Source organism: Burkholderia sp. AU18528 (assembly GCF_002223215.2).
Taxonomy (GTDB): Bacteria; Pseudomonadota; Gammaproteobacteria; order Burkholderiales; family Burkholderiaceae; genus Burkholderia; species Burkholderia semiarida.
This window is the reverse complement of record NZ_NKFC02000004.1, coordinates 222,471-241,495: the sequence shown is the minus strand read 5'-3', so window position 1 is coordinate 241,495 and position 19,025 is coordinate 222,471. Positions and strand designations below refer to the sequence as shown.

Below are 19,025 nucleotides of genomic sequence, written 5' to 3'. Positions count from 1 at the left end.
ACCGATAGGGAAACTGTGGAATAATCCTCACTCTATCATCGATAGAGTAATGCCCTTGAATCCGTCCCTGATTGCCATTCTTGCCACGGTCCTGCTCGACGCGATCGGCGTCGGGATCGTGATGCCGATCCTGCCCGGGCTACTGCGCGCGCTCGCCGGCGCGGGCAGCACCGACACCCACTACGGCAATCTGCTGGCGCTGTACGCGTTCGCGCAGTTCCTGTGCGCGCCGCTGCTCGGCGCGCTGAGCGACCGTCTCGGCCGCCGCCCGGTGCTGCTCGCGTCGCTCGCGGGCGCCGCGCTCGACTATCTGCTGATGGCGCTCGCGCCGACGCTCGCGTGGCTTTACGTCGGGCGGCTGATCGCCGGCATCACCGGCGCGAACGTCGCGGTCGCGACCGCGTACGTGACCGACGTGACGGCCGAACCCGACCGTGCGCGGCGCTTCGGCCAGCTCGGCGCGATGATGGGCATCGGCTTCATCGCCGGCCCGCTGATCGGCGGGCTGCTCGGCGCGCTGCACCTGCGTGCGCCGTTCGTCGCGGCCGCGTTGCTCAACGCGCTGAATCTCGTGCTCGTGTGGCGTGCGTTGCCGGAATCGCGGCCGCGCGCGGCCCGGGAAGGCCGGACGGCCGGCACGCTCAACCCGTTCGCGAGCCTGCGCCGGCTGAGCGGCGCGCCCGCGCTCGCGCCGCTGGTCGGCATCTACGTGATCGTGGCACTCGTGTCGCAGGCGCCCGCGACGCTGTGGATCCTGTACGGCCAGGAGCATTTCGGCTGGTCGACGCCGGTCGCCGGACTGTCGCTCGCCGGCTACGGCGCATGCCACGCGCTCGCGCAGGCGTTCGCGATCGGGCCGCTGATCGCGCGGCTCGGCGAGCGGCGCGCGCTCGCACTGGGGCTGGCAGGCGATGCGCTCGGGCTTGCGGTCATCGCGTTCGCCACGGCCTCATGGGTGCCGTTTGCACTGCTGCCGCTGTTCGCGGCCGGCGGCATGACGCTGCCGGCGTTGCAGGCGATGCTCGCGCGGCAGGTGGACGATACGCGCCAGGGCGAACTGCAAGGCACGCTGGCGAGCGTGGCGAGCCTGATCGGCGTCGCGGGGCCGCTGGTCGTCACCGCGACCTACGCGTCGACGCGCACGACGTGGCCGGGGCTCGTGTGGGCCGCGGCCGCGCTGCTGTACCTGTTCGTGCCGCCGTTGCTGGCCGGCGCGCGCCCGGCGAATGCGCCGCGAGCGTCCGCTTGAGCGTCGGGGGGGGGCGCCGGCCATACTGAGCGCTCGAGCGGCCGAAAAAAAAGCCGCCCGGATCGATCCCGGGCGGCTTTCCTTGCCGCATCTGCTGCGGCAATGCGTCAGACCACGACCGTCTGCGCCTCGCCTTCGCGGGTCGCACGCACGGTGCCGATCTTCCACACCTGTTCGCCGGCGGCGGTCAGGTCGGCAATCGCTGCGTCGGCATCGGCCGCCGAGACGATCACGGCCATGCCGATCCCGCAGTTGAACACGCGGTGCATTTCCGCATCGGCGACGCCGCCGTGCTCCTGCAGCCACTTGAACAGCGGCGGCAGCGGCCATGCCTTCTGGTCGAGCTCCGCGGTGAGACCTTCGCGCAGCACGCGCGGAATATTCTCGACAAGGCCGCCGCCGGTGATGTGCGCCATGCCCTTGACCGTCAGCTTCTGCATCAGCGCGAGCAGCGGCTTCACGTAGATGCGCGTCGGCGCCATCAGCGCGTCGGCGAGCGAGCGGCCGTGGAAATCGGCGGACAGATCCGGGTTCGCGCGCTCGATGATCTTGCGCACGAGCGAGAAGCCGTTCGAGTGAATGCCGCTCGATGCGAGGCCGAGCACGACGTCGCCTTCGGCGATCGTGCTGCCGTCGATGATCTTGCTCTTCTCGACCGCGCCGACCGCGAAGCCGGCCAGGTCGTATTCGCCGTCCGGGTACATGCCCGGCATTTCGGCCGTTTCACCGCCGATCAGCGCGCAGCCCGACAGTTCGCAGCCCTGCGCGATGCCCTTGACGACGGTGGCGGCCGTGTCGACGTCCAGCTTGCCGCACGCGAAGTAGTCGAGGAAGAACAGCGGCTCGGCGCCCTGCACGAGGATGTCGTTCACGCTCATCGCGACGAGGTCCTGGCCGACGGTGTCGTGCTTGTTCAGATGAAAGGCCAGCTTGAGCTTGGTGCCCACCCCGTCGGTGCCCGACACGAGCACGGGCTCCTTGTACTTCTTCGGCACTTCGAACAGCGCGCCGAACCCGCCGATGCCGCCGAGCACGCCGTCGCGCAGGGTTTTCTTCGCAAAAGGCTTGATCTTGTCGATGAGCGCGTCGCCGGCGTCGATGTCGACACCTGCGTCGCGATAGGACAGACCCTGAGCGTCGGGAGCGGATTTCGGAGGATTCATGGGGGAATGCGAGAAGGTCGGTAAAATGCGATTTTACCCGAAGCCGGCCCGTTGGCCGGAATTCCCAGCACCGAATCGTCAGGGATTGCATCTTGGTCAACACGTCCCCGTTTTCATCGCCGGGCGAAGCGCGCCGAAGCCCGCGCCGCGCCGCCGTGCATACGGTCGCGCGTGAAGCCGGCCGAGGCGCCTTCCCGCGCGCGCGCCCGGCGTACGGCACGCGTTTTTTCAACCGATCCGCACTGTGACTGCTGTGTCCCGTCAACTGACGCTCGATCTCGGCACGCCGCCGCCCGCCACGTTCGACAACTTCATCATGAGCGAGGAGAACGACGAGCTCGTCACGCGCCTGCAGAAGCTCGATCTCGCGCTCGCGGCCGGCCCCGTGCCGGACCGGTCGTTCTATATCTGGGGCGAGCCCGGCAGCGGCCGCACCCACCTGCTGCAGGCGCTCGTGAGCGACGCGTCGTACGGCTATGCGCGCTACCTGAGCCCGCAGAGCCCGCTCGGCGCGTTCACGTTCGACCCGCGCATCGGCATCTATGCGATCGACGACTGCGACCGGATGAGCGACACGCAGCAGGTCGCGCTGTTCAACCTGTTCAACGAAGTGCGCGCGCACCCGTCGAGCGCGTTCGTCGCGGCGGGCCCGGCGGCGCCGCTCGCGCTCGACGTGCGCGAGGATCTGCGCACGCGCCTCGGCTGGGGGCTCGTGTTCCACCTGTCGCCGCCGTCCGACGCCGGCAAGATCGCCGTGCTCAAGCTCGCGGCGAAGGAGCGCGGGATCGCGCTCACCGACGACATCGCCGCGTACCTGCTGACCCATTTCCGGCGCGACATGCCGAGCCTGATGGCCTTGCTCGACGCGCTCGACCGCTTCTCGCTCGAGCAGAAACGCGCGGTCACGCTGCCGCTGCTGCGCCGGATGCTCGCGCGTCCCGGCGACGACATCACACCACCGGGCACGGGCCCGAACCGCTTCGAGTAAAATGCGCTTCCATGACTAATCTGGCACTCTTTGACCTCGATCACACGCTGATCCCCACCGATAGCGACCACGAATGGGGTCGCTTCATGGTGAAGCTCGGCATCGTCGACGCGGAAAGCTTCTCGCGTCAGAACGACCAGTTCTTCGCCGACTACAAGGCCGGCAAGCTCGACATCCACGCGTACCTGTGCGCGATGCTCACGCCGCTCGCGAAGTATTCGCGCGCGCAGCTGGCCGAATGGCACGAGCAGTACATGCACGAGGTGATCCGCCCCGCGATGACGCCCGCCGCGCTCGAACTCGTGCGCAAGCACGTCGATGCCGGCGACCTGTGCTGCGTCGTGACGGCCACCAACGAATTCATCACGCGTCCGATCGCGACCGCGTTCGGCGTCGACACGCTGATCGCGTGCGAGGTCGAAACGACCGACGGGCATCCCGACTCGCCGTACACGGGCCGGCCGACCGGCACGCCGAGCTATCGCGAAGGCAAGATCGTGCGCACCGAAGCATGGCTCGCATCGCTCGGCAAGCACTGGGACGACTTCGAACATAGCTACTTCTACAGCGACTCGCACAACGACATCCCGCTGCTCGAGAAAGTCACCGACCCGATCGCGACCAACCCTGACGACACGCTGCGCGCGCATGCAAGCAACCGCGGCTGGCGTATCCTCGATCTCTTCTGAACGTCGTGATCAAAAAATTCATCCGCAAGCTGCTCGGCCAGGACGAAACCGAGCAAACGCCTCCCGCCGCGGCCCCGGCCGACGAAGCGGCCCCAGCCGCCCCGCGCGCCCCGAAGGGCGCCCGCGGCGGCGCGAAGAAACCGCGCAGCAACCATGAGCCGACCGTCGTGCCGGCCAGCGTGCACGGCATCAACCCGGCGCTGATCTCGAAGAACGCGGTGCGCGTGACCGACACGCTGCAGCAGGCGGGCTTTCGTGCATTCATCGTCGGCGGCGCGGTGCGCGACCTGCTGCTCGGCATCGCGCCGAAGGACTTCGACGTCGCGACCGACGCGACGCCGACCGAGGTGCAGCGCCTGTTCCGCCGCGCGCGCCTGATCGGCCGCCGCTTCCAGATCGTGCACGTGCAGTTCGGCCAGGAGCTGATCGAGGTGTCGACGTTCCGCGCGCTGGTCGACGCGCCGCCCGAGGCGGCCGCGGCTGCGGCCGAGCCGCCGAGGCGCCTGAAGCGCGACGAACTCGATCGCCGCACGCACGCGGTCGACGCGAGCGGCCGCGTACTGCGCGACAACGTGTGGGGCGAGCAGCACGAGGACGCCGCGCGCCGCGACTTCACGATCAACGCGATGTACTACGACCCGTCGACGCAGACGGTGCTCGACTACCACGACGGGATGGCCGACGTACGCGCCCGCCTGTTGCGGATGATCGGCGATCCGGCCACGCGCTTTCGCGAGGACCCGGTGCGGATGCTGCGCGTCGTACGCTTCGCGGCGAAGCTCGATTTCGAGATCGAGCCGCATACGCGCGAGCCGATCCACGCGCTCGCCGACCTGATCAACAACGTGCCGGCCGCACGCCTGTTCGACGAAATGCTGAAGCTGCTGCTGTCGGGCCATGCGCTCGCGTGCCTGAAGAAGCTGCGCAAGGAAGGCCTGCATCACGGGCTGCTGCCGCTGCTCGACGTCGTGCTCGAACAGCCGCAGGGCGAGAAGTTCATCACGCTCGCGCTGAACAACACCGACGCGCGCGTGCGCGCCGGCAAGCCGGTGTCGCCGGGCTTCCTGTTCGCGACGCTGCTGTGGCACGACATGCGCCAGCGCTTCGAGCAATACACGGCCGAGGGCGAAATCCCGGTGCCGGCGCTGCATCGCGCGATGGACGACGTGCTCGACATGCAGACCGAGAAACTCGCGATCCACAAGCGCTACTCGGCCGACATGCGCGAGATCTGGGGCCTCCAACTGCGCCTCGAGAAACGCTCGGGCCGCAGCGCGATGCGGCTGCTGGAACACCAAAGGTTTAGAGCGGGGTATGATTTCCTCCTGTTACGCTGCGAATCCGGCGAGCTCGATGCGGAAGTCGGACAGTGGTGGACGGATTTCATCGAAGGCGACGCGGCCGCTCGCGAGGCATTGCTCACGCAGGGCGGCTCGAAGGAAAAATCGCCCCGCAAGCGGCGCCGCCGCGGCGGTGCGCGAAACCGCAAGCCGGGTGAAGGTGCCGCCGAGCAGGCGCCGGATACCGCGGGCGGGTCCGACGACTGACGCGCCCGCCGGCGAACGACGTAGGAAGTGATGCCATGACGGTTGCATATATCGGACTGGGGGCGAATCTCGGCGATGCGCGCCAGACCTTGAAGGACGCGGTGGTGTGCCTCGCGCAGCAGCGCACCATCTCGATCCTCGGCAAATCGAGCCTGTATCGCACGGCGCCGTTCGAAGCGGGCGGCGACGACTACTACAACTGCGTCGTCAAGCTCGACACGACGCTGTCGGCCCGCGAGCTGCTCGCGCTTTGCCAGAAGATCGAGCATCACTTCGGCCGCGAGCGTCCGTATCGCAATGCGCCGCGCACGCTCGACCTCGACATCCTGCTGTTCGGCGCCGATTCGATCGACGAACCCGACCTGATCATCCCCCACCCGCGCCTTACCGACCGCGCGTTCGCGCTCGTGCCGCTCGTCGAGATCGAGCCGGCGCTCGACATCCCCGCGCGCGGCCGTGCCGACGCCTTTCTCGCCGCCGTCGCCGATCAGCGCGTCGAAAAGGTGCAGACCTGCCAGTGCCCGATGCAGAAAGCGCTCGCGGCCGGCGCAGACGCCGACAAGACCCGCTGCCGATGAACTCGACTCCGCTGACCGTCACCGCGCCCGACCTGCGCGCCCCGCACCGCTATCTCGTGATCGAAGGCCCGATCGGCGTCGGCAAGACGACGCTCGCGCGCCTGCTCGGCGAGCGCTGGTCGATGCAGGCGCTGCTCGAGCGCCCGCAGGACAACCCGTTCCTCGAACGCTTCTACCGCGACACCGCGCGCTACGCGCTGCCCGTCCAGTTGTCGTTCGCGCTGCAGCGCGCGCAGCAGGCACGCGAGCTGATCGGCGCGCTCGACACGGGCCGCCCGGTCATCGCCGATTTCATGCCGCAGAAGAACGACATCTTCGCGCGGCTGAACCTGCCGGAAGACGAATGGCAACTGTATCGCTCGGTCGCCACGCACGTCGACGTGCCGCAGGCGCCGTCGCCCGACCTCGTCGTCTATCTGCAAGCCAGCCCCGAAGTGCTGTTCTCGCGCATCCAGAAGCGCGGGCTGCCGATGGAGCTGCAGATCAGCGATGCGTACCTGCGCTCGCTCGTCGACGCGTACAACGAATTCTTCTACCACTACGACCGCACGCCGGTGCTGACGGTCGCAGCCGAGCACCTGAACCCGCTGGATTCCCCCGAAGACCTTGCCCTGCTGGTCGAGCGCATCGAGACGATGCGCGGCCGCAAGGAATTCTTCGTCAAGGGCGAGACGACGCGCTGACGCGTCATCGCCCGTCGTTCTTCCCCACCGACCCGGATTTCCCATGACCTATCTCCAGGAATCGAGCCGGCCTGCCGTGACCGTACCCAAGCTGCAGGCAATGCGCGACGCCGGCGAGAAGATCGCGATGCTGACCTGCTACGACGCGAGCTTTTCCGCGCTGCTGGATCGCGCCGGCACCGACGTGCTGCTGATCGGCGATTCGCTCGGCAACGTGCTGCAGGGCCACACGACCACGCTGCCCGTGTCGCCCGACGACATCGCGTACCACACCGCCTGTGTCGCGCGGGCTCAACCGCGCGCGCTGGTCGTCGCCGATCTGCCGTTCGGCACGTACGGAACGCCGGCCGACGCGTTCGCGAACGCGGTCAAGCTGATGCGCGCGGGCGCGCAGATGGTGAAGCTCGAAGGCGGCGAATGGCTCGCCGATACGATCCGCTTCCTCGTCGAACGCTCGGTGCCCGTGTGCGCGCACCTCGGCCTCACGCCGCAATCGGTGCATGCGTTCGGCGGCTTCAAGGTCCAGGGCAAGACGGAAGCCGGCGCCGCGCAACTGCTGCGCGACGCGCGCGCGATCGAGGATGCCGGCGCGCAGCTCGTCGTGCTCGAAGCCGTGCCGACGCTCGTCGCGGCCGAAGTCACGCACATGCTGAAGATTCCGACGATCGGCATCGGCGCGGGCGTCGACTGCTCGGGGCAAGTGCTCGTGCTGCACGACATGCTCGGCGTGTTCCCCGGCAAGCGGCCGCGTTTCGTGAAGGATTTCATGCAGGGGCAGCCGAACATTCAGGCGGCCGTCGAAGCGTACGTGCGCGCCGTGAAGGACGGCACGTTCCCGGGCCCGGAGCATTCGTTCTGATTTCGGACGAGATGGCGGCTCGATGCGAAGGCAAAGGCCGCCACCTCCTCGACGACACCCGTCGTTCGATTTGGCAGCACTGCATTTTCAAACACGTCCTATATCCGTAGGCCTTCGTTGCGGAGACCATTGCGCTTCCATCATTCCACGGAGGCGAAATGTCCCACGTATACGAACGCGCAGCCGAATTGGCCGGCGAACCACTACAAGGCGATGGTGAGTGCGTTGCGCTCGTGAAGGTCCATACCAAAGTGGGCGCGACCTCGGGCTGGCGACCGGAAAAGACGGTAAAGGGCGATTCGACCATTCGTCCGGGCACGGTCATCGCGACTTTCGAGAACGAGCGTTATCCGAACAAATCGTACGGCAACCATGCGGCGTTCTATCTGAGTCAGGATTCGAAAGGCATCTACGTCATCGAACAATGGCGCAGTCTGTCGAAAATCCGGAAACGGCACATCCGGTTCCAGGGCAAGGACAGAAACGGTCGCTATATCGATCCGAGCAACAACGCCGATGCGTTCTCGGTGGTGCGATGACGATGGCACTCGCCTGTTTTCCAGCCAATGCGGCGCTCGCCGCGTTGCTGACAGCTAGTTGCATCTCGTCGGCGTACGCCACTTCGGCGCCTGTTCAGTGTCCGGCCCGCCTGTCGGTTTCACAGACGGTCACAGGTCCCGCGCCCGACGGCTGGCGCCCTTACGATTCACAGAAGGCACATCCGCTGATCGGCGTGTCGTTTTGGTCCGGGCCGCCCGATCAACTCGCCATGCTCGCCCCATCGAGCGGCGTCAAACGGCGCGATATGCTCGTCAACACGTGGCCACTCGCGGAAGCCGAAACCGATTACTGGGTGAGTTGCGAGTATTTCGACACGGCCGCGATCATTGCCCGTCCGCTGGGTACTGCCGCGCGAACCTGCACGGTCCGCTACGACGCGAAGCGGACGCCGCCGAAGATGATCGACTGGCACTGCGGGTGAGGGTGCAGCGGAAGGTGAAGACAATGTCGACGCCCGCTCGAGAACATCTATCACGCGTCGTACACATCGCAATTCCATACGCGTCCCATATTCGCACGGCAATCAAGAGACGATGTATTCCATTCAAGGGCAAGGACAAAAATGGCCGTTACATCGATCCGAGCAACAATGCCGATGCATTTTCGGTGGTGAAATGATGACGTTCATCCGCCAAACGCCGTACCGGCTGCTCACTGTTACCGCGCTCGCATTCAGTTCGCTCACTGCCTTACCGGTGTCCGCTGCCACGTCAGATTGCCCCGCACGCATTGCCGTCACCCAGCAGCTCGACGGTCAACCACCCGATGGCTGGAAAAACTTCGACACGCAACGCACCTATCCGCTTGCCGGTGTCACCTCGCTGGCCGAAGCCCGTGAAGACTACTGGGTCTCGTGTGACTACGGCAATACGAGCGTCGTGATCGCACGGCCACTCGGCAAACATGCGCAAACTTGCGTTGCGCGCTATAAACGAGGGCACGCCATCGTACAAACCTGGCAATGTACGCCACGAAAATAATCCGTTCAGGCCGATGCGCAGTCGCGAATCAGCCGCGCCGTCATCGGCCCGCGCAACGCATTGCAGATCATCAACGCGTCTGCGTTCAGCACATCGTCGAGCGTCAGCGCGCGCTCCGTTGCGTTTAGCGCCGGATCGTCCAGCAGCACGCCGCGCATCACGCCCGGCAGCACACCGCTCGCGAGCGGCGGCGTCACCCATTGCCCGTCGAGCTTCACGAACAGGTTCGAGCGCCCGCCTTCCGTCACCTCGCCGCGCTCGTTGACGAACAGCATGTCGAATCCGCCGAGTGCTTCGGCCGCCTGCCACGCGCGGTCGTATTCGGCACGGCGCGTGGTCTTGTGCAGCAGCAGCGCGTCGCTCGCGCAGGTCGGCGCAAAGCCGTGCTCGGACGCGAACATCACGCTAACCGGCCCGGTGGGCAGCGCCTTCAGCGGTGCGGCCGTGATGTCGAACGCGCCGTCCTTCGCGAGCGCGAGCTTCATCCGGTATGGACTGTCACCGTCGAGCGCCGCGCAGCGTGCATCGATCTCGCGATGCAACGTGTCGGCGTCGAAGCGGAAGCCGAACGCATCGGCACTGCGCTGCAGCCGCGCGAGATGGCGCTCCAGATGCCGGATGCCGCCCGCGCGCGTCGCGGCGGTCGTTTCGAACAACTGGAAGCCGGGGTCGGCATCGGTCAGGAATCGCGCTTTCAATTCGCACTCCGCATATTCGTCGGCCGCGACGCTGTCGAGCACGATGCCCGCGCCGACGCCCATCGTGCCGCGCCGCCGGCCGGCCGCGGCGATGCCCGTGCCGTCCGCGTCATTATCGACGCCAGCCGCATCGAGCGTCAGCGTCCGGATCGCGACCGACAGGCAGAAATCGCCGCAGGACGCCGCACGGCCCGGCGACGCACCGGGCCCGTCAACCTGTCGCGCGGCGCCGTGGCGCGCCGACGGAACGTCTTGCGCGGCGTCCTCCACGGCGCCGTCCCGCGGCGCATCGAGCCACCCGATCGCGCCCGTATAGAGCCCGCGCGGCGTCGACTCGAGCGCGTCGATCAATTCCATCGTCTTGTACTTCGGCGCACCGGTGATCGACCCGCACGGAAACAGCGCGCGCAGCATCTGCGCGAACGTCGTGCCGTCGCGCCAGCCGGCTTCGACCGTCGACGTCATCTGCCACACCGACGCATACGGCTCGACGGAGAACAGCGCCGGCACCTTGACGCTGCCCGTGCGCGCGATCCGCGACACGTCGTTGCGCAGCAGGTCGACGATCATCACGTTTTCCGCGCGGTTCTTCGGATCGCTCGCGAGGAACGCGGCGGCCGCCGCATCGTCGCGCGGATCGGCCGAACGCGGCGCGGTGCCCTTCATCGGCCGCGCGCGCAGCACGTCGCCCTGCTTCTCGACGAACAGCTCGGGCGAGCACGATACGACCCACGCGCCGCCGGGCAGCGCGATCAGCGCGCCGTACCGCACGGGCTGGCGCGCGCGCAGCCGCCGGTACAGCGCGAGCGGCGTGCCGAACACGTCGAAATTCAGCCGGTACGTGTAGTTGACCTGATACGAATCGCCTGCGCGCAGCGCGTCCTGCACCGCGCCGATCGCCGCGTCGAACGCGTCGCGCGACACGCTCTTCGCGACGTGCGCGACACCGGCGATCGACGGCGGGCCGCCGCCATCCTGCTGTGCGAGCCACGCGTCGACTTCGTCGCGCGACAGCCGCTCGCAGCGCGCATACAGCAAAAAGCGCAGCGGGGCATCGCCCGGCTGCGCCTTTTGCAGGTTGCGTCCGAATTCGTAATCGCCGACGACGACCGCATGCAGCCCGTCGCGCAGATCCCGCGCGAGCGCCGCATCGATGGCGTCGAGCTGCGCCGGGTCCGTGCACACGCGTTCGCGCACGAAGCCCGAATACAAACGACTCGACCGCGCGGACGCGGTCGAGTCGCAATCGTCCAAGAGCGCGAACGACGCGCTCTCGTTGCCTTCAGTCATGCCCGTTACTCGAAGAAGCTCTTCACCCGGTCGAACCAGCTCTTGCTCTGCGGGCTGTGACGCGCGCCGCCTTCGGCCAGCGACTTCTCGAACTGCTTGAGCAGGTCGCGCTGCTGGTCGGTCAGCTTCACGGGCGTCTCGACCTGCACGTGCACGTACAGATCGCCCGCGATGCTCGAACGCAGCCCCTTGATGCCCTTGCCGCGCAGGCGGAACGTCTTGCCCGACTGCGTGCCTTCCGGCACCGGGAACGATGCACGGCCGGCCAGCGTCGGCACCTCGATCTCGCCGCCGAGTGCGGCGGTCGTGAACGGAATCGGCATCTGGCAATGGAGATCGTCGCCGTCGCGCTCGAACACCGAGTGCGGCTTGATGTGGATCTCGACGTACAGGTCGCCCGGCGGCCCGCCGTTGATGCCCGGCTCGCCGTTGCCGGCCGAGCGGATCCGCATCCCGTCGTCGATCCCGGCCGGAATCTTCACTTCGAGCGTCTTGGTTTCCTTCACCTTGCCCGACCCGTGGCAATGCGCGCACGGCTCGGGGATGTAGGTGCCGGTGCCATGACACTTCGGGCAGGTCTGCTGGATGCTGAAGAAGCCCTGCGACATGCGCACCGTGCCCTGGCCGTGACAGGTCGGGCAGGTTTCCGGCTTCGTGCCGGGCTTCGCACCCGAGCCGTGGCAGACTTCGCACGACACCCAGCTCGGCACGCGGATCTGCGTGTCGTAGCCGTGCGCGGCCTGCTCGAGCGTGATTTCCATGCTGTAGCGCAGGTCGGCGCCGCGATACACCTGCGGGCCGCCGCGGCCGCCGCGCGCGGCGCCGCCCGCGGCCTGGCCGAAGATGTCGCCGAAGATGTCGCCGAACGCATCCGCGAAGCCGCCGAAGCCCTGCGCGCCCGCACCGCCCATGTTCGGATCGACGCCCGCGTGGCCGTACTGGTCGTACGCGGCCCGCTTCTGGCCGTCCGACAGCATTTCATAGGCCTCCTTCGCCTCCTTGAAATGCTCTTCCGCATCCTTGCTGTCCGGATTGCGGTCAGGGTGATACTTCATCGCAAGCTTGCGATATGCCTTCTTGATTTCGTCGTCGCTCGCATTCTTCGCGACGCCCAGAACCTCGTAGTAATCCCGTTTCGCCATATCGATTCACTGTGCCGCCACGCATCGCGCACGCGGCGGCTCCTTTCGCCCGCAGTAAAGTCTCTCGACTCGTCTGGCGCTGCACCGTCCGCGGACGGCTCGCGCAGCACCCGCCAAAAAACAAATGTGCCCGGAGGGCCGCAAGGCCCGCCAGGCGTGGAGTCGATCCGGCCATCCGGAAGGAAAGACAGACCGCTTTTCAGCCGCTGGTCAGTCGCGCCGCGCGCGTTTTTGCGCGCGCGGCATGCGGTGCCATTGCAACCTGGCTTAGTCCTTCTTCACTTCCTTGAACTCGGCGTCGACGACGTCGTCGGCAGCCTGTTGCGCACCGCCTGCGTGGGCCGCGCCTTCCGCCGCACCGGCCGCGCCGGCCGCACCAGCCTGCTGGGCCTGCATGTCGGCGTACATCTTCTCGCCGAGCTTCTGCGAGACCTTGCCGAGCTCCTCGACCTTCGCGTCGATCGCGGCCTTGTCGGCCGACGTGTCCTTCAGCACGTCCTCGAGCGACTTCAGCGCCGCTTCGATCGCTTCCTTCTCGCCCGCGTCCAGCTTGTCGCCGTACTCGGTCAGCGCCTTCTTCGTGCTGTGAACCAGCGCGTCGCCCTGGTTGCGCGAATCGGCCAGCTCGCGCAGCTTGTGGTCTTCCGCTGCGTTCGCTTCCGCGTCCTTGATCATCTGATCGATTTCAGCCTCGGACAGGCCCGAGTTCGCCTTGATCGTGATCTTGTTTTCCTTGCCGGTCGCCTTGTCCTTCGCGCCGACGTGCAGGATGCCGTTCGCGTCGATGTCGAAGGTCACTTCGATCTGCGGCACGCCGCGCGGGGCCGGCGGAATGCCTTCGAGGTTGAACTCGCCGAGCAGCTTGTTGCCCGCCGCCATTTCGCGTTCGCCCTGGAACACCTTGATCGTCACGGCCGACTGGTTGTCGTCCGCCGTCGAATACACCTGGGCGTGCTTCGTCGGGATCGTCGTGTTCTTGTTGATCATCTTCGTCATCACGCCGCCGAGCGTCTCGATACCGAGCGACAGCGGGGTCACGTCGAGCAGCAGCACGTCCTTGCGGTCGCCCGACAGCACCTGGCCCTGGATCGCCGCGCCAACCGCGACGGCTTCGTCCGGGTTCACGTCACGGCGCGGGTCCTTGCCGAAGAACTCCTTCACCTTCTCCTGCACCTTCGGCATGCGGGTCTGGCCGCCGACCAGGATCACGTCGTCGATGTCCGACACCTTGACGCCTGCGTCCTTGATCGCGATGCGGCACGGTTCGATCGTGCGCTCGACGAGGTCTTCCACCAGCGCTTCCAGCTTCGCGCGGGTGATCTTCAGGTTCAAGTGCTTCGGGCCCGACGCGTCCGCCGTGATGTACGGCAGGTTGATTTCGGTCTGCTGGCTCGACGACAGCTCGATCTTCGCCTTTTCGGCGGCTTCCTTCAGGCGCTGCAGCGCGAGCACGTCCTTCGACAGGTCGACGCCCTGCTCCTTCTTGAACTCGCCGATGATGTAATCGATGATGCGCTGGTCGAAGTCTTCGCCGCCGAGGAACGTGTCGCCGTTGGTCGACAGCACTTCGAACTGCATTTCGCCGTCGACGTCCGCGATCTCGATGATCGACACGTCGAACGTGCCGCCGCCGAGGTCATACACGGCGATCTTGCGGTCGCCCTTCTCGGCCTTGTCGAGGCCGAACGCGAGCGCGGCCGCGGTCGGCTCGTTGATGATCCGCTTGACTTCGAGGCCCGCGATGCGGCCGGCGTCCTTGGTCGCCTGGCGCTGGCTGTCGTTGAAGTATGCCGGCACCGTGATCACGGCTTCCGTGACCGGCTCGCCGAGGTAGTCTTCGGCCGTCTTCTTCATCTTGCGCAGCACTTCGGCCGACACCTGCGGCGGCGCGAGCTTTTCGCCGTGCGCTTCGACCCATGCGTCGCCGTTGTCGGCCTTGATGATCGCATACGGCATCAGGCCGATGTCCTTCTGGACTTCCTTCTCTTCGAAGCGGCGGCCGATCAGGCGCTTCACCGCGAACAGCGTGTTCTTCGGGTTGGTCACCGACTGGCGCTTGGCCGGCGCGCCGACGAGCACTTCGTTGTCGTCCATGTACGCGATGATCGACGGCGTGGTGCGAGCGCCTTCCGAGTTCTCGATGACCTTGACCTGGTTGCCTTCCATGATGGCGACGCACGAGTTCGTGGTGCCGAGGTCAATACCGATGATCTTTCCCATTTTTTCCTAATCTCCAGAAATGCTTGTTTGCTGCGCGAAACGCCGCGTTTTTGGGCGGTTTCGCACGCCAGAATTCAACTCTGTTCCCGAAATGCGTCCGCCCGATCCGTTTTCAAGACCCGACGAGCGATGCGGATATTAAATTTTTTCAATCGCCGCCGGCCAGCGGATCGTGTGGGCCGGTGCCCTCGCGGAACGGCGCACCGGCCGCCGCGGCACCGGCCGCCGCGCCGATCTTCGCGCGTGCCGCCGCAACCGCTGCCCGGAACTGCGCGAGACCATGCCAGCCCGTCGCGCGGCCCAACCGCTTGCCGCGGTGGAAGAAGAACCACGTCGGCACGCCGTGCAGCCCGAAGCGGCGCCCCAGCTGATGGTGCTCGTACACGTTGCAATGGAACCACTTCAGGCCCAGCGCGCGGATCGCGTCGGGCTGGGCGAGCATCGCCTTCTTCGCGATCTCGCAGTTGAAGCAGTCGACACCCCAGAAGAACACCACGGCCAGCGCATCGCCCGCGCCGTCGACGGCCGCGTCGAACGTGCCGGCGTCGAGCGCCTGCATGTCGAACGCGTCGAACGCGGCCGGATCGACGCCGGCGGGCACCATGTCGGCCGCCTTACTTCGGCTGCGCGACGGTGACGAGCGCGGGGCGCAGCACGCGGTCGGCGATCATGTAGCCCTTTTGCAGCACCGTGACGACGGTGTTCGGCTCCTGCTCGGCCGGCACCATCGAAATGGCCTGGTGCTGGTGCGGATCGAACTTCTCGCCGACCGGATTGATCGCGACGACGCGGCCCTTCTCGAGCGCGCTCGTCAACTGGCGCAGCGTGAGCTCGACGCCCTCGCGCACCTTCGCGATGTCGCCGGAGGTATCGTTGACGGCCGCTTCCAGGCTGTCCAGCACGGGCAGCAGGTGCTCCGCGAAGCTCTCGATCGCGAACTTGTGCGCCTTCGACACGTCGTCCTGCGCGCGGCGGCGCACGTTCTCGGTTTCGGCCTTCGCCCGCAGGAAGCTTTCCTGGAGCTCGGCGACCTTGGCTTGAGCCTCCGCGAGCGCCGCGTCGGCGGCTTCGGCGGCGGGTGCGGCGCCTTGCTCCGCCTGCTTCTCGCTGCCGATGTCTTCGGCCGATTGGGTAGCCGGGTTCTCTTGCGTGTTTTCCATGTCGCTGAAAGTCGATTAGAGGTTGAAGCCAAATCGGCAACCGCCGGACGTATACCCGGCGGCACCGCACATTACTGGTGCAAATAAGGGCGAAAACTGCGGTTTCAAGAGGGTTATTCGCCGGCATTCTCCAATGCCGCGAAACAACCGCGCGTCTGCGGATGCAGGCGTCGCATCGTCCGCCGCCTCGGGCGAAACGGCCTGTAACAACGCTTACCCGGCAAGTACTAGCTGCACACAGGCCGGCTGCACTACACTCCACTCAAGCGTCGGAAAAGCGTGTTTACCCTAGCTGACCGCCGCGTGACCTTCCACCTGGCGCCGTTTTCACCCTTGTTCTCGAGGGGAGTACCGTGAAACTGACCTTTGCGATATCGGTGGTCGCGCTGGTACTCATTGCCGGCACCACCACCATCTGCCTGTCGGGGGCCGTCACCGACCGCACGACCGAATACGGCAGCGCGCGGGCGACGTTCGACCAGATGTTCAGCTCCCACCAGAAAATCTGTCGATGATGCGCCGGTCGCGCTTCGTCGGCCGGCCGTGCAATTCGGCCGCCGGCTCGCGATACGTCCGGCGCCGCTCCAGTTCGGCGAGCCGCGCGGCTCGCCCCGCAGCCGTTTCCTCGTAGAGCGTCTGCGCGACGCTCGCGGGCCCGCGCACGTCGCACACGCCCAGCACGGCAATGTGCCAGACGATGCCGTCGATCGCAATCTCGACCTCGTCGCCCACCCGTACGTCCTTCGCCGGCTTGACCGCCGCGCCGCCGATCTTCACGTGGCCCTTGTCGACCGCATCGGTCGCGAGCGAGCGCGTCTTGAAGAATCGGGCTGCCCACAGCCATTTGTCGATGCGCAGCTTCGCGCCCGGCTCCGTGGAAATCCTGTAGTTCATGCAAGCCTCCGCCGGGCCGCCGTGTGAAGGCTGACCGCCGCCCCGGGGAACGGCGAACAACGCGCGCGTGGGAATCGTTTCATCTCAATTGACCGGTTCGGGCTGCGCGGCCTTGACGGGCCAGCCCTGCAGATTTTCCGCGACGATCTCGCCGAGCGCGCCGATCCATGCGGAGGCACCGTTCAGGCACGGAATGCGGTGAAACGTCTTGCCGCCGCCGGCGAGAAACTCGTCGCGCACTTCCATGCCGATTTCCTCGATCGTCTCGAGGCAATCGGCCGTGAAGCCGGGACAGAACACGTCGGCCCGCCGCACGCCGGCCTCGCCGAATTCGCGCAGGGTCGGCGCGGTATACGGCTGGAGCCATTCGGCCTTGCCGAAGCGCGACTGGAACGTGACGCGGCATTCGGTGGCCGACAGCCCGAGCGCGGCCATCAGCAACGCGCCCGTCTGCTGGCACTGGTCGTGATAGGGATCGCCGAGGTCGAGCGTGCGCTTCGGCACGCCGTGGAAACTCAGCACCAGCTTGTCGCCGGCCGCGAAATCGGGCCGGCCGTGCTGCGCCCAGTACTGGCGCACCTGCTCGGCCAGCGCGTGGATATAGGCCGGATGGTCGGCGTAGTGCCGCACCGTGCGCACTTCCGGCTGATTGCGCATGCGCGCGAGCGCGCCGAACGCGGCATCGAACGCGGTGGCGGTGGTCGACGCCGAGTATTGCGGATACATCGGCATCAGCAGCACGCGCTCGACGCCCGCCCGCTTGAACTGCGCGAGCGCGTGCGAAATGTTCGGACTGCCGTAGCGCATCGCGTAGTCGACCATCACGTGATAGCCGTTCGACGCGAGCAGGTGCCGCACGCTGTCGGTCTGGCGCTCGGTGTAGACACGCAGCGGCGAGCCCTCGGGCATCCAGACGGCCGCGTATTTCTTCGCGGACGCGCGGCCGCGCAGCGGCAGGATCAGCGTGCGCAGCAGCACCTGCCAGACGGCCTGCGGAATTTCGACGACCCGCGGATCCGACAGGAATTCGGCCAGGTAGCGCCGCACCGCGCGCGGGGTGGGCGCGTCGGGCGTGCCGAGATTGATCAGCAGCACACCGATGCGATGGGCAGCCGCGACACTCGATGGCGGCTCAAGATCGAAACGCATGGGCAGGAACGTGCTCGGGGCACGCAGTCGGACGGCCCTCAATTATAGCGGGCCGCAGCGCTCGGGTCGGCTGGCCGTTCGGCCGACTGGCGGCGCGCGCGACGCCGCGGCACGATGGCGGGACGGCGTCGGGGGCGGCTGCTACTGCTGGCTCAGCGTGAGCGACAGCAGGCGCGCGGTGATGTCGACGATCGGTATCACGCGGTTGTACGCCATGCGGGTCGGGCCGATCACGCCGAGCGTGCCGACGATCTTGCCGTTCACCTCGTAAGGCGCGGTCACGACGCTCATTTCCTCGATCGGCACGAGCGTCGATTCGCCGCCGATGAAGATCTGCACGCCCTGGGCGTGGCTCGACACGTCGAGCAGTTGCAGGAGGCCCGTCTTTTGGTCGAATACGTCGAACAGCTTGCGCAGCCGCGCCATGTCGGACGACAGGTCCGCCACCTCGAGCAGGTTGCGCTCGCCGGAAATCAGCACGGTGTCCTCGGTGTCGGGCACCTCGGTGCTGGCCGTCACGGCCGCGTGCATCAGCGTCGTCATGTCGCCGCGCAACTGGTCGATCTCGTCGCGCAGGCGGCGACGCACCTCGTCGAACGACAGGCCGGCGAAATGCGCGTTGATGTAGTTGGACGCCTCGGTCAGCTGCGACGGCGAATAGTCGCGCGGCGTCGCGAGCATGCGGTTCTGCACGTCGCCCTCGGGCGTGACGATGATCAGCAGGATGCGCTTGTCGGACAGGCGCATGAATTCGATCTGCTTGAACACGTGGCTGCGACGCGGCGTCAGCACGACGCCCGCGAACTGCGACAGGTTCGACAGCACGCTCGCGGCGGCCGCCACCACCCGCTGCTGCGGCTCGCCGGCCTGCAGCGTGTTCTGCACCTGACGCGCGACGGCCTCCGCGTCGATCGGCGCCTCGACCGTCAGCATCGTGTCGACGAACAGCCGGTAGCCGCGCGGCGTCGGCACGCGGCCGGCCGACGTGTGCGGGCTCGACACGAGGCCGAGCTCCTCCAGGTCGGACATCACGTTGCGGATCGTCGCCGGGCTCAGCTCGAGCCCGGAGTAACGGGACAACGTGCGCGATCCGACTGGCTGACCGTCGGCGATATACCGTTCGATCAGGGTTTTCAGGAGGGTTCGTGCGCGAGGATCTAGCATGGTGGAAAATT

Annotated in this window: 21 protein-coding genes; 12 read left to right on the top strand and 9 right to left on the bottom strand. The window is 66.9% G+C overall.

Translation table 11 applies throughout. From position 1 onward, the window contains the following. Window positions 1–49: 49 nt before the first annotated feature. Window positions 50–1,249 carry a Tet(A)/Tet(B)/Tet(C) family tetracycline efflux MFS transporter gene (gene tet / locus CFB52_RS03670; protein WP_060011421.1) on the top strand — a complete coding sequence of 400 codons (1,200 nt, stop codon included), beginning with the start codon at window positions 50–52 and terminating at the stop codon, window positions 1,247–1,249. A gap of 107 nt (window positions 1,250–1,356) precedes the next feature. Here tet and purM read toward each other — a convergent pair whose 3' ends face one another. Continuing rightward, window positions 1,357–2,412 carry a phosphoribosylformylglycinamidine cyclo-ligase gene (gene purM / locus CFB52_RS03665; RefSeq protein ID WP_059574275.1) on the bottom strand — a complete coding sequence of 352 codons (1,056 nt, stop codon included), beginning with the start codon at window positions 2,410–2,412 and terminating at the stop codon, window positions 1,357–1,359. A 253-nt stretch (window positions 2,413–2,665) separates the two neighbouring features. Between purM and hda the strand changes: the two genes are divergently transcribed. The 10 genes from hda (at window position 2,666) to CFB52_RS34115 (ending at window position 9,297) form a co-directional block, all read left to right on the top strand. Then, window positions 2,666–3,400: a DnaA regulatory inactivator Hda gene (hda, locus tag CFB52_RS03660; protein ID WP_059574276.1), complete on the top strand. Its 735-nt coding sequence runs from the start codon at window positions 2,666–2,668 to the stop codon at window positions 3,398–3,400. 11 nt (window positions 3,401–3,411) lie between these two features. Further along, window positions 3,412–4,089, top strand: coding sequence for an HAD family phosphatase (locus CFB52_RS03655; RefSeq protein ID WP_011656045.1), 678 nt, complete (start codon window positions 3,412–3,414; stop codon window positions 4,087–4,089). Window positions 4,090–4,094: 5 nt separating this feature from the next. Beyond that, complete coding sequence (gene pcnB, locus CFB52_RS03650) at window positions 4,095–5,636, top strand: polynucleotide adenylyltransferase PcnB (protein WP_059642124.1); 1,542 nt, start codon at window positions 4,095–4,097, stop codon at window positions 5,634–5,636. A gap of 35 nt (window positions 5,637–5,671) precedes the next feature. Next, window positions 5,672–6,214 (top strand): 2-amino-4-hydroxy-6-hydroxymethyldihydropteridine diphosphokinase, encoded by a 543-nt coding sequence (folK, locus tag CFB52_RS03645; protein ID WP_060011420.1) that lies wholly within the window; start codon window positions 5,672–5,674, stop codon window positions 6,212–6,214. Continuing rightward, window positions 6,211–6,897 (top strand): deoxynucleoside kinase, encoded by a 687-nt coding sequence (locus CFB52_RS03640; RefSeq protein ID WP_059642128.1) that lies wholly within the window; start codon window positions 6,211–6,213, stop codon window positions 6,895–6,897. Before folK ends, CFB52_RS03640 begins: the two co-directional genes overlap by 4 nt. Window positions 6,898–6,940: 43 nt before the next feature. Beyond that, a complete protein-coding gene (gene panB, locus CFB52_RS03635; protein WP_059642131.1) occupies window positions 6,941–7,756 on the top strand; it encodes a 3-methyl-2-oxobutanoate hydroxymethyltransferase in 816 nt (271 codons plus the stop codon). 158 nt (window positions 7,757–7,914) lie between these two features. Then, window positions 7,915–8,295, top strand: a complete 381-nt coding sequence (locus CFB52_RS03630; protein WP_099316092.1) for a BPSL0067 family protein — start codon at window positions 7,915–7,917, stop codon at window positions 8,293–8,295. After that, complete coding sequence (locus tag CFB52_RS34125; protein ID WP_144029716.1) at window positions 8,292–8,738, top strand: STY0301 family protein; 447 nt, start codon at window positions 8,292–8,294, stop codon at window positions 8,736–8,738. Before CFB52_RS03630 ends, CFB52_RS34125 begins: the two co-directional genes overlap by 4 nt. A gap of 23 nt (window positions 8,739–8,761) precedes the next feature. Further along, window positions 8,762–8,935 carry a BPSL0067 family protein gene (locus CFB52_RS34975; RefSeq protein WP_226224193.1) on the top strand — a complete coding sequence of 58 codons (174 nt, stop codon included), beginning with the start codon at window positions 8,762–8,764 and terminating at the stop codon, window positions 8,933–8,935. Further along, window positions 8,860–9,297, top strand: coding sequence for an STY0301 family protein (locus CFB52_RS34115; RefSeq protein WP_306532394.1), 438 nt, complete (start codon window positions 8,860–8,862; stop codon window positions 9,295–9,297). The genes CFB52_RS34975 and CFB52_RS34115 overlap by 76 nt, the downstream gene beginning before the upstream one ends. 5 nt (window positions 9,298–9,302) lie before the next feature. Here the strand turns inward: CFB52_RS34115 and CFB52_RS03620 are convergent, their stop codons facing one another. From CFB52_RS03620 to grpE, 5 genes are all read right to left on the bottom strand, one after another. After that, window positions 9,303–11,285, bottom strand: a complete 1,983-nt coding sequence (locus CFB52_RS03620; RefSeq protein WP_099316090.1) for a chorismate-binding protein — start codon at window positions 11,283–11,285, stop codon at window positions 9,303–9,305. Between the two features lie 5 nt (window positions 11,286–11,290). Next, window positions 11,291–12,427, bottom strand: coding sequence for a molecular chaperone DnaJ (gene dnaJ / locus CFB52_RS03615; protein WP_006476837.1), 1,137 nt, complete (start codon window positions 12,425–12,427; stop codon window positions 11,291–11,293). Between the two features lie 267 nt (window positions 12,428–12,694). Further along, window positions 12,695–14,647, bottom strand: a complete 1,953-nt coding sequence (gene dnaK, locus CFB52_RS03610) for a molecular chaperone DnaK (RefSeq protein ID WP_059574284.1) — start codon at window positions 14,645–14,647, stop codon at window positions 12,695–12,697. Window positions 14,648–14,795: 148 nt separating this feature from the next. Further along, window positions 14,796–15,251, bottom strand: a complete 456-nt coding sequence (locus tag CFB52_RS03605; RefSeq protein WP_099316089.1) for a co-chaperone YbbN — start codon at window positions 15,249–15,251, stop codon at window positions 14,796–14,798. Between the two features lie 10 nt (window positions 15,252–15,261). Continuing rightward, complete coding sequence (gene grpE, locus CFB52_RS03600; protein WP_059574286.1) at window positions 15,262–15,807, bottom strand: nucleotide exchange factor GrpE; 546 nt, start codon at window positions 15,805–15,807, stop codon at window positions 15,262–15,264. A gap of 353 nt (window positions 15,808–16,160) precedes the next feature. On the opposite strand from grpE, the gene CFB52_RS34530 reads away from it, so the two are divergent. Further along, on the top strand, window positions 16,161–16,322 hold the full coding sequence (locus CFB52_RS34530; protein ID WP_006476841.1) for a hypothetical protein: 162 nt from the start codon (window positions 16,161–16,163) through the stop codon (window positions 16,320–16,322). On the opposite strand, the gene CFB52_RS03590 is transcribed toward CFB52_RS34530, so the two are convergent. The 3 genes from CFB52_RS03590 to hrcA all read right to left on the bottom strand — a co-directional run bounded on the left by CFB52_RS03590 (window position 16,294) and on the right by hrcA (window position 19,014). Continuing rightward, entirely contained in the window at window positions 16,294–16,701 is a 408-nt protein-coding gene (locus CFB52_RS03590) for an RNA-binding S4 domain-containing protein (protein ID WP_059574287.1), read from the bottom strand. The genes CFB52_RS34530 and CFB52_RS03590 overlap by 29 nt on opposite strands. An 84-nt stretch (window positions 16,702–16,785) precedes the next feature. Next, window positions 16,786–17,850 carry a ferrochelatase gene (gene hemH / locus CFB52_RS03585; RefSeq protein WP_060312709.1) on the bottom strand — a complete coding sequence of 355 codons (1,065 nt, stop codon included), beginning with the start codon at window positions 17,848–17,850 and terminating at the stop codon, window positions 16,786–16,788. A gap of 141 nt (window positions 17,851–17,991) precedes the next feature. After that, window positions 17,992–19,014: a heat-inducible transcriptional repressor HrcA gene (gene hrcA, locus CFB52_RS03580; protein ID WP_059451324.1), complete on the bottom strand. Its 1,023-nt coding sequence runs from the start codon at window positions 19,012–19,014 to the stop codon at window positions 17,992–17,994. Between the last annotated feature and the right edge of the window lie 11 nt (window positions 19,015–19,025).